13 protein-coding genes are annotated in these 13,024 nt (G+C 67.8%); all 13 read left to right on the forward strand.

The window, feature by feature from the left end; all coding sequences use genetic code 11:
• The first annotated feature begins 43 nt into the window (after positions 1-43).
• A complete protein-coding gene (locus LC490_RS11730; RefSeq protein WP_223620285.1) occupies positions 44-1,621 on the forward strand; it encodes an efflux RND transporter periplasmic adaptor subunit in 1,578 nt (525 codons plus the stop codon).
• Complete coding sequence (locus tag LC490_RS11735) at positions 1,618-2,328, forward strand: ABC transporter ATP-binding protein (protein ID WP_031373580.1); 711 nt, start codon at positions 1,618-1,620, stop codon at positions 2,326-2,328. The genes LC490_RS11730 and LC490_RS11735 overlap by 4 nt, the downstream gene beginning before the upstream one ends.
• Entirely contained in the window at positions 2,325-3,563 is a 1,239-nt protein-coding gene (locus tag LC490_RS11740) for an ABC transporter permease (protein WP_031373581.1), read from the forward strand. Before LC490_RS11735 ends, LC490_RS11740 begins: the two co-directional genes overlap by 4 nt.
• A gap of 85 nt (positions 3,564-3,648) precedes the next feature.
• Positions 3,649-4,854 (forward strand): hypothetical protein, encoded by a 1,206-nt coding sequence (locus LC490_RS11745; RefSeq protein ID WP_223620286.1) that lies wholly within the window; start codon positions 3,649-3,651, stop codon positions 4,852-4,854.
• A 1,170-nt stretch (positions 4,855-6,024) separates the two neighbouring features.
• Positions 6,025-6,420: a diacylglycerol kinase gene (locus LC490_RS11750; protein ID WP_057918974.1), complete on the forward strand. Its 396-nt coding sequence runs from the start codon at positions 6,025-6,027 to the stop codon at positions 6,418-6,420.
• Positions 6,421-6,564: 144 nt separating this feature from the next.
• Complete coding sequence (locus LC490_RS11755; protein WP_031373892.1) at positions 6,565-7,308, forward strand: TerC family protein; 744 nt, start codon at positions 6,565-6,567, stop codon at positions 7,306-7,308.
• Positions 7,309-7,633: 325 nt separating this feature from the next.
• Positions 7,634-8,272 carry a LemA family protein gene (locus tag LC490_RS11760; RefSeq protein ID WP_036149658.1) on the forward strand — a complete coding sequence of 213 codons (639 nt, stop codon included), beginning with the start codon at positions 7,634-7,636 and terminating at the stop codon, positions 8,270-8,272.
• A 148-nt stretch (positions 8,273-8,420) separates the two neighbouring features.
• Positions 8,421-9,212 (forward strand): TPM domain-containing protein, encoded by a 792-nt coding sequence (locus LC490_RS11765; protein WP_223620488.1) that lies wholly within the window; start codon positions 8,421-8,423, stop codon positions 9,210-9,212.
• A complete protein-coding gene (locus LC490_RS11770) occupies positions 9,212-9,703 on the forward strand; it encodes a TPM domain-containing protein (protein WP_223620287.1) in 492 nt (163 codons plus the stop codon). The genes LC490_RS11765 and LC490_RS11770 overlap by 1 nt, the downstream gene beginning before the upstream one ends.
• A gap of 199 nt (positions 9,704-9,902) precedes the next feature.
• Positions 9,903-10,796 (forward strand): prolipoprotein diacylglyceryl transferase, encoded by an 894-nt coding sequence (gene lgt, locus LC490_RS11775; protein WP_223620288.1) that lies wholly within the window; start codon positions 9,903-9,905, stop codon positions 10,794-10,796.
• 4 nt (positions 10,797-10,800) lie between these two features.
• Positions 10,801-11,595 (forward strand): thymidylate synthase, encoded by a 795-nt coding sequence (locus tag LC490_RS11780; protein WP_223620289.1) that lies wholly within the window; start codon positions 10,801-10,803, stop codon positions 11,593-11,595.
• A 97-nt stretch (positions 11,596-11,692) separates the two neighbouring features.
• A complete protein-coding gene (locus LC490_RS11785) occupies positions 11,693-12,337 on the forward strand; it encodes a YbjP/YqhG family protein (protein WP_223620290.1) in 645 nt (214 codons plus the stop codon).
• Positions 12,334-12,855, forward strand: a complete 522-nt coding sequence (locus LC490_RS11790; RefSeq protein WP_031373885.1) for a dihydrofolate reductase — start codon at positions 12,334-12,336, stop codon at positions 12,853-12,855. Before LC490_RS11785 ends, LC490_RS11790 begins: the two co-directional genes overlap by 4 nt.
• The last annotated feature ends 169 nt before the right edge of the window (positions 12,856-13,024 follow it).

The raw sequence follows: 13,024 nt of genomic DNA on the forward strand, positions 1-13,024 counted from the left end.
AGCCACGCGCGTTCGCGCCTTCATAGCCCACGATCCGAGTCCCATGAGCGCAGCCAAGCCGACCTCACCCGCGACGAACAACAACGGGCGCCGCAAATCGCCGTGGCCCAAGCGCATCGTCGCCGCGGCGGTGGCGCTGGCCGTGGCCGGCGGCGCCTGGACTTACTACCGTCAGCGCAATGCCGAGGACGCCGCGGGCGCCTATCGCACCACCAAGGTCGAACGCGGCGACATCCGCGTCGCGATCTCGGCCACCGGCGCACTTTCGGCGATCTCGACCGTCGACGTCGGCAGCCAGATCTCCGGCCAGGTCACCGAGGTGCTGGCCGACTACAACGACCGCGTGACCAAGGGGCAGGTGATCGCGCGTATCGACCCGGCCACCTACGAAGCGCAGATCGCCCAGGGCTCGGCCCAGGTCAGCAACGCCCGCGCCAGCCTCGCCACCGCGCAGGCGACCCTGCGCAATGCCGAGCTGGACTACCAGCGCAAGTCGGAACTGGCCAAGAACCAGCTCGTCGCGCGCAGCGACGCCGACCTGGCCCGCGCCGCGCGCGACCAGGCCCGCGCCCAGTTGGCCGGCGCCGAAGCCCAGATCAACCAGCAGATCGCCTCGACTCAGACTTCGCGCCTCAACCTGCAGCGCACGGTGATCCGCGCACCCGTGGACGGCGTGGTGCTGACGCGCAGCATCGAGCCCGGCCAGACCGTGGCCGCGAGCCTGCAATCGCCGGTGTTGTTCCAGATCGCCGAAGACCTGTCGAAGATGGAAATCGTGTTGGCCATCGACGAGGCCGACATCGGTCAGGTCAAGCCGGGCCAGAGCGTCAACTTCACCGTCGACTCGTTTCCCGATCGTCAGTTCCGCGGCGCCGTGCAGCAGGTGCGGTTGTCGGCGACCAACACCAGCAACGTCATCACCTATCCGGTCGTGGTTTCGGTCGACAACGTCGACGGCGTGCTGCTGCCGGGCATGACCGCCAACGCCGAGATCGAGGTCAGCCGCCGCGACGACGTGCTGCGGGTCAGCAATGCCGCGCTGCGCTACAAGCCGGCCGACGAAGCAGTCAGTGCGGGCGCCGCGAACGGTCCGGCCGGCGGCGCGCGCGGCGGCCTCAGCGGCGATCTGCCGCAGGTGGCCCAGGCGCTCAAGCTCGATACGAACCAACGGGCCGCGTTCGACGCCGCGCTGGAGCAGATGAAGCAACGCATGGCCGCGCGCACTGCGGCGCCGACTGCGGCCGCGCCGGGCGGCGGTGGCGGCGCGCCGATCATCATCGGCGGCGGGCGCGGCCCGGGCGGCGGTGGCGGCAACAACAACCGCGGCAACCGCAGCGGCGGCGCCGTCTCCGGCGCGGCGCGCCAGCGCATGCAAGAACGCTTCAACCAGCAGTTCGGCTCGTTCCGCTCCATGCTCGACGAGGCCCAGCGCAAGCAGTGGGATGCCGAGATCGCCAACCTGGTCACCGCGCGCCGCGTACCGCTGTACAAGCTGGTCAAGGGCGAGCCGGAACAGATCGTGGTCCGCGTCGGCGCCAGCGACGGCAGTTGGACCGAAGTCTCGGGCAACATCCAGGAAGGCGACGAGATCGTGGTCGGCAGCGGGCGCGGCACGAAATGAGCGGCGGCATCGCTGACGCCACCGCGGTCATCGAGACCCGCGCGCTCGGCAAGGTCTATTCGCCCGGCACCGAGGCCGAAGTGATCGCCCTGCACGGCGTCGAGATGTCGATCGCGCGCGGCGAGTTCGTCGCGATCATGGGGCCGTCGGGTTCGGGCAAGTCGACCCTGATGAACCTGATCGGCTGCCTCGACACGCCGACCAGCGGCGTGTATCTGTGCGACGGCATCGACGTCGCCAGCCTCGACGCCGAAGAACGCGCCATCCTGCGTCGCGACAAGATCGGTTTCGTGTTCCAGGGCTTCAACCTGTTGCCGCGCATGAGCGCGCTGGAGAACGTGGCGATGCCGATGGGCTATGCCAACGTGCCGCGCGACGAGCGCATGCTCCGCGCACAGCAGGCGCTCGACGCGGTCGGCCTCAGCGGCCGCGCCGGCCATCGGCCGAGCGAATTGTCCGGCGGCCAGCAGCAGCGCGTGGCGATCGCGCGCGCGCTGATCAACCGTCCGCCGATCCTGCTCGCCGACGAACCCACCGGCGCGCTCGACACCCGCACCGGCGAGGAGATCCTCGCCCTGTTCAAGCGTCTGCAGGCCGAGGATCACACCGTCGTGCTGATCACCCACGACCCGGACGTGGCCGCGCACGCCGACCGCACCTTCGTCATGCGCGACGGCGAACTGCACGTGCAGGAGGCCGGCGCATGAGTTTCATGGAAGTCCTGCGCACCGCCATCTTCGCCCTGCGCGGCAATTGGCTGCGCAGCGCGCTGACCTCGCTCGGCGTGATCATCGGCATCGCCGCAGTGATCGTGATGGTCTCGGTCGGCCAGGGCACGCAATCGGAAATCGACAAACTGGTTTCGGGGCTGGGTTCGAATCGGCTGGACATCAGTTCGGGCGGCGGCGGACGCGGCAGCGGCGGCGTGCGCCTGAGTTCCTCGAGTTTCTTCACCCTGACCGAGGCCGATGGCGAGGCGATCCGCAACGAAGTCTCGGAAGTGCAGTACGTGGCCGCCTCGTTGCGCGGCGGCACCCAGGCGGTCTACGCCGAAAACAATTGGTCGACGCAGTGGCAGGGCGTGCAGGCGGATTTCTTCGACATCAACGGCTGGACCATCGCCTCCGGCGCCAGCTTCGAGGCGCGTGACTACGGCAGCGGCGCCAAGTCGGTGATCCTCGGCGAAACCGTGCGGCGCGAACTGTTCGGCGACGAAGACGCGATCGGCCAGACCGTGCGTCTCGGGCGCGTGCCGTTCACCGTGGTGGGCACGCTCAAGCCGAAAGGGCAGGGCGGTTTCGGCCAGGACCAGGACGACGTGGTGCTGGTGCCGTTGGAAACCGGGCGCCGGCGATTGCTGGGCGCGATGGGCCTGCCGACCGGTGCGGTCATGCAGATCGCGGTCGGCGTCGGCCGCGCCGAGGACGTGGCCTATGCGCAAGAGGAAATCGAAGGCTTGCTGCGCCAGCGCCACAAGATCCAGCCCGGCGGCGACGACGACTTCAGCGTGCGCAACATCGCCGAGGTGGTTGCCACCCGCACCCAGACCACGCGTTTGATGTCCCTGCTGCTTGGCGCGGTGGCGACGATTTCGTTGATCGTCGGCGGCATCGGCATCATGAACATCATGCTGGTGTCGGTGACCGAGCGCATCCGCGAGATCGGCCTGCGCATGGCGGTCGGCGCCGGCCCCAGCGACATCCAGCGCCAGTTCCTGGCCGAGGCGATGCTGATCTCGTTGATCGGCGGTGCGCTGGGCATCGCCATCGGCGTGGTCGGCACGATCCTGGTCGGCAAGTTCGGCGCCCTGCCGATCGCCTTGAACGGGCAGATCATCGCCCTGGCGGCTGGCTTCTCGATCGCCACCGGCCTGTTCTTCGGCTATTACCCGGCGCGCAAGGCCTCGCAGCTCGACCCCATCGAGGCCTTGCGCCAGCAGTAGCGCGACCGACCGCGACCAACGGCACGGGCGCGCGCCGCCGTGCCGTGACAGCGTGGACGGGTCGTCGGATCGGAGCGGAGCGCACATGAGCAAGTGGTGGTTGGCGGTGCTGTTGCTGTTTCCGTCGCAGGCATTCGGCGCGCAGGCCACGCAGGCCGGCGCGACGCCGGCGACGGTGATCGTCCTGGGCGTCGACCACGCCGCGCAATTGGTGTCCGAGCGCGACCAGCCGGCACTGCTGGACGCATTCCTCGATCGCGCCAAGCCCGATGCGATCTGCATCGAGCGCGCGCCGGAAGCGTTCGCGCGCGGCGATTTCTACGAGTTCACCTACGAGGTGCAGGACGTGGCGGTGCCGTTCGCACGCCGGCACGGGATCGAGTTGTGCCCGATCGACTGGGAGCCGCCGGCGGAGGACCAGCGGCTCGGCTTCGGCCTGAGCCTGGACGCGCCGCCGGAGCTGCGCCCGGCCAAGGGTTTCATGGGCTTTCTCGCCTTCGGCCAGGAAGCGTCGACGCGCGACTTCTTCCATGCCGACGACCCGGCCAAGCTGCATAAGGTGACGAACTGGGCGGCGACGCCGTCCGCCCGCGCCAAGAACGACCTGCCGCGCCGGCTCTATCTCTACCGCACCTATCTGCAGGCGCAGCGCATCGCCGCCGCGGCGCGTGCGCATCCGGGCGGCACGGTGGTGGTGGTCGTGGGCGAATTCCATAAGCACGATATCGAAGCGATCCTCAAGGACGAACCCGGCGTGCGCCTGGTGCAGCCGTCGTCGCTGGGCCGCCCCGATGCCAAGGCGATCGCGGCGCACGACCGCATCGAGTACCGCACCGCGATTGCGAGTTTCAACCTGCTCGGCCAGCAATCGGTAGCCGGTCCGGTGGATTACGGCTACGTCGGACGCGCGGTGGCGGCGCTGGAAGCCGCCGGCGCAACGCCGCAGGCGCGGCTGTTCCGGGTTCGCCTGGATCTGCTGCAAGGCCGGATCGAGCGCGGAGAGGCCATCGCGCGCTACCGCGCCATCGCCGCCGACGCCGGCGATGCGCGTTTCGCCTGGACCGGAGTCAAGGATGTCGCGCGCGTGGATTCCTGGTTCGACCCGTTCGGCAACCTCGACGTACGCCGCCGCGCCCTGCTGGAGGCGGCGCGGGAATCCTGGGCGGCCGGCGATGCGGCCGCTGCGAGCGAGTTGCTGGAGGCCTGCACCGAAGGGCTGAGCCTGCGGCAACGCGAGCAGTTGCGTGGCTATTGGCAGCGCGATGTGGCGGTGGCGAAATCCTCGCGATAGAAGGGGCGCAGATCCCGACGGTGAGTTCTCGTCTGGATGTTGGCTGCCCTCTTGTAGGAGCGGCGTAAGCCGCGACTCGTAGCCAAGTTGGCGTCGCATCTTTCATTCCGGCTGAAACCTTAGGCTGTGCCGTCGATATTCGATATTCGATGGCGGCGTTGTTGCTGTTGCTCTTGTTGTGCGTCGCCCAGCATTCGCGAAGGCAATCGAAGACCCGGAGGGCGGCCCGCAAGGATGCGGGCCGTTTTTCATCGGGACAGGGATGTCCCGTATGAAAAATCCCCGCGGAGGCACCGCTCGTGCGGGCCTGTGATTCAAAGCAAAAGCATTTTTCTTTGGTGACTTTTGACCGAAGGGAATCCAGGCGGACTTTTGTTGCTTTAGACAAAAGAAAGTTACCCGCCGCTTTAGTGGCGGAAGCTTTAGGCGTTTGATCTAGATCTAGATCTTGCTTGAGCGATACGCCGCAAACCCGCGACAGCCCGGTCGCGGCTCGCGCCGCTCCTACCCTGGGCTCCAGCCGGGAGCAGCGCGAGGTTGAGGTGTAGTGGTCGCCGCTTTAAGGGTAGGAGCGACGCAAGTCGCGACCGCGTTCTCGCGGCCTCCGGCGTGTCTCTCAAGCAAGAGCAGAGCTTCCGCCCGCTACGCGGCCGGGTTACTTTCTTTTGCTAAGCCCAAAAGAAAGCTAACCAAAGAAAAGGGCTCTCCTTGCAAGGGCACAGGCCACGAGTGCGATGCTGTCGCCGGGATTTTCCGATAGGACATCCTTGTCCTATCGGAAAACGGCGCACGTCCTGTGCGCCGCCCTCCGGGTCTCCATTTGACCGGTAAAGCCACAGCCACAGCCACAACCGGAGCCAAAGCCTCGAAGGCCGCGGTCTGACTTCCCCTCACCCGAATCTCATCGGGCCTTACGACTCCCTCACCCCACCCGCGCACAAGCGCCCGAGCCCGCCCGGGCCACCCAAAACCGAGATCCGGCCGCCTGCCGTCAGGGCGCCCCTGCCGGGCTTGTGGCAAAATCCCCGCCCTGTAGCGGCCGTCGGCCGCGCCCGGCCTGTCCCGGCCCCGCACGATCGAGACCCGCGTCCATGCCGACCTTCGAGCCGTCTCCGCCCGAGTGCCTCCGTCGCAATGCCGCGGTCCCCTCGTCGCAGGGAGTCCGCCTCCATGGCTGACGAATACGGGCATCTGCCTCGCGGTCCCGGACGCATCCTGAAAGCGGCGACCTGGTCGTTCCAGGGCCTGCGCGCGGCCTGGCTGCACGAGTCCTCGTTCAGGCTCGAGGTCTACCTGTTCCTGGCCCTCGCGCCAGTGGGCTGGTGGTTCGGCGAAAGCGGGGTCGAGCGGGTGCTGCTGATCGGTTCGATCCTGCTGGTGCTGAGCGTGGAATTGCTCAACTCCGCGGTCGAGGCGGTCATCGAACGCTACGGCCCGGAGTTCCACGAACTGGCCGGACGCGCCAAGGACATGGGTTCGGCGGCGGTGTTCGTGTTGCTGATGAACGTGCTGCTGACCTGGGCGGCGATTCTCGGCCCCCGGCTGTGGACCCATTTGATGGGCTGAGCGCGCCCCGGGGCCGCCCACGCCATCCGGCCGGCTTCATCGCCTGGCTTACACCGGGCCGCCACGGCGGCCCACCGGCGCGCCCCTCGGCGCGCCGTCTGCGGATCCGGTCCGCAGGTTTCTTCGTTATCGACATCTTGAGGTATGCCGCACGTGATTGAACTGCTGACCGATCCGCAAGTCTGGATCACCCTGATCACCCTGAGCGCGATCGAAATCGTGCTGGGCATCGACAACCTCGTCTTCATCTCGATCGCGGTCAGCAAGCTGCCCTACGAGAGCCGCGAGAAGGCGCGCAAGTTCGGCATCGCGGTGGCCTGCATCTCGCGTATCGCGCTGCTGCTGACGCTGGCCTGGCTGGCCGGCCTGACCAACGATCTGTTCACCGTATTCGGCCAGGGCATTTCGGTGCGCGACCTGGTGCTGATCCTCGGCGGCGCCTTCTTGTTGGTGAAGGGCTCGATGGAGGTCAAGGACCTGATCGTCGGCGAGGACGAATCCGAAGACGTGCACACCAAGCCGGCGGCCTCGTTCATGGCGGTCATCGCCCAGATCGCGGTCATCGACATCGTGTTCTCGCTGGACTCGGTGATCGCCGCGGTCGGCATGGCCAACCACACCCCGGTCATGGTCGCCGCGATCCTGCTCGCCGTGGCGGTGATGCTGCTGGCGTCCAAGCCGCTGGGCTACTTCATCGACCACAACCCGACCATCAAGATGCTGGCGCTGGCCTTCATCGTCCTGGTCGGCGTGTATCTGATCGCCGACGGCCTGGAAGTGCATATCCCGAAGGGCTACATCTACGGCGCAATGGGCTTCTCGGCCCTGGTGGAATGCTTGAACCTGTGGGCGAAGAAGCGCGCGAACCGGCGCCTCAGCGCCGAATAAGCGTCGAGCCGCATCGATCGAGCGAGCGCAAGGGCCGGCAAGCGATTGCCGGCCCTTCTTGTTTGTAGCCGGCAAGCGATTGCCGGCCCTTCCCGTTTGTGGCCGGCAAGCGATTGCGGGCCCTTCTTGTTTGTAGCCGGCAAGCGATTGCCGGCCCTTCCTGTTTGTGGCCGGCAAGTGATTACCGGCCCTTCGTGTTTGCGGCGGTGCTTATTGGGGCCGCGCTTATAGCGCCCCGGGCGGGCCGGCGTCGTCACACCGCGTCCATTGCGCCGGCCGGCGGCCGGTGCTGGAATGCGGCCGTCACCCAGCAGGAGTCCGCGCCATGTTCCGAGCCTTGATCGTGCTTGCGCTGACCGCGCTGCTCAGCGGCTGCGGCTACAACACCATCCAGCAGAAGGACGAGGCGGTCACCGCGGCCTGGTCGCAGGTGCTGAACGTCTACAAGCGCCGCGCCGACCTGGTGCCGAACCTGGTGGCCACGGTGAAGGGCTACGCCAGCCACGAACAACAGGTGCTGACCCAGGTCACCGAGGCGCGCGCCAAGGTCGGCAGCATCAATGTCGACGCCAACAATCCCGAGTCGCTCAAGCAGTTCGAGCAGGCCCAGGGCGAGTTGCGCGGGGCGATCGGGCGCTTGCTGGTGGTCAGCGAGAATTACCCGCAGCTCAAGGCCGACCAGAGCTTTCTGAGCCTGCAGACCCAGCTCGAAGGCACCGAGAACCGGATCACGGTCGAGCGCCAGCGCTATATCGGCACGGTCCAGGACTACAACACCTACATCCGCCAGTTCCCGACCAACCTCACCGCGAAGCTGTTCGGTTACTCGACCAAGCCCAACTTCACCGTCGAGAACCCGGCCGAGATCCAGGAAGCGCCGAAGGTCGATTTCGGCCAGCCGGCGCCCGCAGCGCCGGCCAGCACGCCGCCTGCCGCGGCGCAGCCCGCTCCGGCGCAGGGCTGATCGCCGTCCGATGACGGCGTTCCCCGCACGCACGCGCGGGTTCGGCCACGGCACGCCCGTCGCCTGGGTCGCCGTCTGCCTGAGCGTCGTGCTATTGGCGTTCGCGGCGTTGCCGGTGCGGGCGCAGGCTTCGGCTGCGATCCCGGCGATGACCTCGCCGGTGGTCGACACCACCGGCACGCTCGACGCCGCCACCCGTTCGCAATTGGAAGCACAGGCGCGTGCGCTGCAGCAGCGCAAGGGCAGCCAGTTGCAGGTGCTGGTGGTGGCGAGCACCGCGCCGGAGGACATCGACTCGTATGCGGTGCGCGCCTACGAACAGTTCAAGCTCGGCCGCAAGGACGTCGACGACGGCGTGCTGGTGGTGGTGGCCAAGGACGACCGCCGCGTGCGCATCGAAGTCGGCTACGGCCTGGAGGGCGCGATCACCGATGCCCAGTCCGGCCGCATCATCCAGGAATACCTCGCGCCGAAATTCCGCACCGGCGACTACGCCGGCGGCCTGGTCGACGCGACCGCCATGCTGGTCAAGTTGATCGACGGCGAACCGCTGCCGCCGCCGATGGCGCGCCAGACCCAGGACGACGGAGGTGGCGAGGAGGGCTGGGTGCTCGCCTTCTTCATCGCGATCTTCGGCGGGCAGTTCGTGCGCGCCGTGCTCGGCCGGCTGCCGGCGCTGGTGCGCGGGCTCGCGTCCGGGCTGGTCGTCGGCGGCATCGCCTGGTTGTTGTCGCTGGCCTGGTGGCTGGTCGGCCTGACGGCGTTGATCGGTTTGTTCGTCGGCCTGCTCGGCGGCAGCGGCGGGCAGTTCGTCCGCAGCGGCGGCTGGGGCGGCTACGGTGGCGGCGGTTGGGGCGGCGGTGGTGGCGGTGGAGGCGGTGGCGGCTGGTCGGGCGGCGGCGGTTCCAGCGGAGGCGGCGGCGCCTCGGGGAGTTGGTGATGCGTTGGCTCCGTCATCTGTGTGCGCCTTCGGCCCGACGGTTGTTTCCCGAAGCCAGCCTGCAACGCATCGCCGCGGCCATCGCGGCCAGCGAGTCGCGTCATCACGGCCAGATCTGCTTCGCGGTCGAGGAGCGCTTGCCGCTGCGAGAGCTGTTTGCCGGCCAGGATGCGCGCGCGGCGGCGCATGAGGCCTTCGCCCAACTGCGGGTCTGGGACACCGCCGGCAACAGCGGGGTGCTGTTGTATCTGCTGTTGGCCGACCATCGCATCGAGATCGTCGCCGATCGCGGCTATGCCTCGCGGGTCGGCCATGAGCGCTGGCAGGCGGTCTGCGACGACATCCAGCAGGCCTTGAGCGCCGGGGATGCCGAGGCCGCGGTGCTCGGCGGCATCGCCGCCTTGTCGGACATCGTCGCCGAACAGTTCCCGCGCGCGCGCGGCGCGCTCGACGACGGCAACGAATTGCCGGATCGCCCGGTCCTGCTGTAAGCGGGCCGATCGGCGTCGGCGGGCTCCAGGGTCGGCCGGGCCTTGCCCATCGGGGCCAATGCGCGAGTTTGCCGCAATGGGCCGGATCGCTTCCGGAACACTGTGTCCGTGCCGATTCGGGGGCCTCGGCGGCGCCCCTCGTACAGGCCGCGTGGGGCACAATACGGCGGTCATCGTCCCTCAAGAATCGTCACGCCGCATGACCATCCTGCACCAGATCGACCCGATCGCGATCTCTCTCGGCCCGCTGCAAGTCCACTGGTACGGGATCATGTATCTGCTCGGTTTCGTCACCGCCTGGTGGCTCGGGCGGCGCCGCATCCGTGACGGGCGCCTGCCCGGCGTCGGCGAGCAGGCCTACGGCGATCTGCTGTTCTACGCCATGCTCGGCGTGGTCCTCGGCGGCCGCATCGGCTACGTGGTCTTCTACAACTTCGCCGAACTGCTCAAGGACCCCTTGATGCTGTTCCGCATCTGGGAAGGCGGCATGAGCTTCCACGGCGGCCTGCTCGGGGTGATGGCCGCGGCCCTGTGGTGGTCGCATCGGCAACGCACGCATTTCTTCGACGTGATGGATTTCGTCGCCCCGTTGGTGCCGCCCGGTCTCGGTTTCGGCCGCCTTGGCAACTACATCGGCGGCGAGTTGTGGGGCAAGACCACCGAGGCCGGCTGGGGCGTGATCTTCCCGCGCGCGCCGGAATTCGCCGGCTGGACCGCCGAGCAATTGCAGACCCAATTCGCCGGCGGCGGTCTCGACCGTTTCGCCCGCCATCCTTCGCAGCTCTATCAAGCGCTGCTCGAAGGCCTGGTGATGTTCGTCGCGTTGTGGTGGTTCTCGAGCAAGCCGCGTCCGCGCTATGCGGTGTCGGGCCTGTTCGCGCTGCTGTACGGCTGCTTCCGTTTCCTGGTCGAGTTCGTGCGCGTGCCCGATGCGCAGATCGGCGATCACGGCTACCTCGCGTTCGGCTGGCTGACCATGGGCCAGGTGTTGAGCGTGCCGCTGATCCTGCTCGGCCTGTTCTGGCTGTGGCTGTCGACGCGCTCGCCGACCCTGCAACCGCAGCCGCTCGCGGCCGAACCGGCGAAGGGCTGAGGCCATGCAGCAATACCTCGATCTCCTGCGTCACGTGCTGGAGCACGGCACCGAGAAATCCGACCGCACCGGCACCGGCACGCGCAGCGTGTTCGGCTGGCAGCTGCGTTTCGACTTGAACGCCGGCTTCCCGCTGGTCACCACCAAGAAACTGCACCTGCGCTCGATCGTCCATGAGCTGCTGTGGTTCCTCAAGGGCGAGACCAACACCGCCTACCTGAAAGAGCACAAGGTCAGTATCTGGGACGAGTGGGCCGATGCCGATGGCGAACTCGGCCCGGTCTACGGCAAGCAGTGGCGGCGTTGGGCCGGCGCGCAAGGCGTCGAGATCGACCAGATCCGCTGGGTCGTCGACGAGATCAAGCGCAACCCCGATTCGCGCCGTTTGATCGTCAGCGCCTGGAACGTCGCCGACCTGCCGCAGATGGCGCTCATGCCCTGCCACGCCCTGTTCCAGTTCTACGTCGCCGACGGCAAGCTCAGCTGCCAGTTGTACCAGCGCAGCGGCGACATCTTCCTCGGCGTGCCGTTCAACATCGCCAGCTATGCGCTGCTGACCCACATGGTCGCGCAGGTCTGCGGCCTGGGCGTCGGCGATTTCGTCCACACCCTCGGCGACGCGCACCTGTATTCGAACCACTACGAGCAGGCGCGCGAACAGCTTTCGCGCACGCCGCGCGCGTTGCCGAAGTTGAAGCTCAATCCCGAGGTCACGGACGTCTTCGGCTTCAGCTACGACGACATCGCCATCGAAGGCTACGACCCGCTGCCGGCGATCAAGGCGCCGGTCGCGGTGTGAGCGAGCGGCTTGGCACGACTATGCTAGACGCGGTTTGAACGCGCGCCGGATTAGTGTGACCGCTTCCGGCGCCGCCGTTGGCGCCGCAGGAGCGATCATGCTGCGACCTTCCATTGCCGGCCCGTGCTTGGCCCTGTCGATCGCGCTTGCTGCGAGCGCATGCGGGACGACGAGCGAGCGCGCCGATCGTCGGCCGGCCGCGGCGCCGGCTGCGCCGGCTACGGCCGACGACACGGCTCGCAGCGATGCGGCCGCCGCCGCGTTCTATCGCGCTCATCTGCGCGGTTATGGCGAAGACGGTGCGCCGGCCATGTCCGGCTTCGCCTCGGGCCTGCCGCGCGGCGCGCGCCTGGCCGCCTACCGGCCGCTGTTGACTCGCGCCTTGTGGCAACGCCTGGAGCGTGCGCAACGCGCACAAACCGCGTTCATTGCCGCGCATCCGGACCTGAAGCCGCCTCTGATCGAAGGCGATGTATTCAGCAGTGCGGCGCAGGACGAAATGATTCTTTCGTTCGCGCTGGGCCGGCGCACCGCTATCAGCGTCGACGCCGAGCGTGTGCAGATCCTGCTGACCGGCAGCGACTTGCCCGAGGGGCAGGGCCCCGGGCGGCAGTGGCGCGACGATGCGCTGATGCGGCGCGAGGACGGGGTGTGGAAACTCGACGATATCGAGTTCGACACCGCCGATGGCTCCACGCCGCGTACTCGCTTATCGAAGATTCTCGACGAGGCTTTGCAATGACCGCATCGGCAACTCCGCGCCTGAGCCTGATCGCCGCACTCGACCGCAACCACGCCATCGGCCGCGACAATGCCTTGCCGTGGCGTCTTTCCGACGACCTCAAACGCTTCAAGGCGCTGACTCTCGGCAAGCCGCTGCTGATGGGGCGCAAGACCGCGCAGTCGCTGGGACGCGCGTTGCCGGGCCGGCGCAACCTGGTGCTGACCCGCTCGAACGAGGTGCCGTTCGCCGGCATGGAAGCGGTGGGCTCGGTCGAACAGGCGCTGGAACTGGCGCAGGGCGACGGCGCCGCCGAGTTGTGCGTGATCGGCGGCGGCGAGGTCTATGCGCTGTGCCTGGCCGCGGCCACGCGTTTGCATTTGACCCGGGTCGATACCGAAGTCGAAGGCGCCGATGCCTTCTTCCCGCGCTTCGATGCCGCCGAATGGCGCGTGATTTCGCGCGAGGCGCATGCAGCCGATGAGCGCAACGAGTTCGCGTTCGAGTTCGTCGATTACCTGCGCTTGGGAATGGATTGACGGGCGAGTCCGTCGTGAAGGCTCTGCCCGGGTGAATCCGGCGGCTTTGGATCCCCGCCTTCGCGGGGATGACGGCAAGGAAGAGACTTGCGAGAACGAGGCATAGGCCTGACGGCGCTTAAGCTTGGAGCCGCCGTCGCGCGGGTTCTGCAGGGATGAGTCCGGTGGG

This window comes from Lysobacter sp. ESA13C (assembly GCF_019970005.1).
Classification (GTDB): Bacteria; Pseudomonadota; Gammaproteobacteria; order Xanthomonadales; family Xanthomonadaceae; genus Lysobacter; species Lysobacter antibioticus_B.

What these genes read in the sequence shown, in the direction of transcription:
- LC490_RS11730 (WP_223620285.1), top strand. Translation starts at nt 44, where the DNA reads ATGAGCGCAGCCAAGCCGACCTCACCCGCGACGAACAACAACGGGCGC.
- LC490_RS11735 (WP_031373580.1), top strand. Translation starts at nt 1,618, where the DNA reads ATGAGCGGCGGCATCGCTGACGCCACCGCGGTCATCGAGACCCGCGCG.
- LC490_RS11740 (WP_031373581.1), top strand. Translation starts at nt 2,325, where the DNA reads ATGAGTTTCATGGAAGTCCTGCGCACCGCCATCTTCGCCCTGCGCGGC.
- LC490_RS11745 (WP_223620286.1), top strand. Translation starts at nt 3,649, where the DNA reads ATGAGCAAGTGGTGGTTGGCGGTGCTGTTGCTGTTTCCGTCGCAGGCA.
- LC490_RS11750 (WP_057918974.1), top strand. Translation starts at nt 6,025, where the DNA reads ATGGCTGACGAATACGGGCATCTGCCTCGCGGTCCCGGACGCATCCTG.
- LC490_RS11755 (WP_031373892.1), top strand. Translation starts at nt 6,565, where the DNA reads ATGCCGCACGTGATTGAACTGCTGACCGATCCGCAAGTCTGGATCACC.
- LC490_RS11760 (WP_036149658.1), top strand. Translation starts at nt 7,634, where the DNA reads ATGTTCCGAGCCTTGATCGTGCTTGCGCTGACCGCGCTGCTCAGCGGC.
- LC490_RS11765 (WP_223620488.1), top strand. Translation starts at nt 8,421, where the DNA reads ATGACCTCGCCGGTGGTCGACACCACCGGCACGCTCGACGCCGCCACC.
- LC490_RS11770 (WP_223620287.1), top strand. Translation starts at nt 9,212, where the DNA reads ATGCGTTGGCTCCGTCATCTGTGTGCGCCTTCGGCCCGACGGTTGTTT.
- lgt (WP_223620288.1), top strand. Translation starts at nt 9,903, where the DNA reads ATGACCATCCTGCACCAGATCGACCCGATCGCGATCTCTCTCGGCCCG.
- LC490_RS11780 (WP_223620289.1), top strand. Translation starts at nt 10,801, where the DNA reads ATGCAGCAATACCTCGATCTCCTGCGTCACGTGCTGGAGCACGGCACC.
- LC490_RS11785 (WP_223620290.1), top strand. Translation starts at nt 11,693, where the DNA reads ATGCTGCGACCTTCCATTGCCGGCCCGTGCTTGGCCCTGTCGATCGCG.
- LC490_RS11790 (WP_031373885.1), top strand. Translation starts at nt 12,334, where the DNA reads ATGACCGCATCGGCAACTCCGCGCCTGAGCCTGATCGCCGCACTCGAC.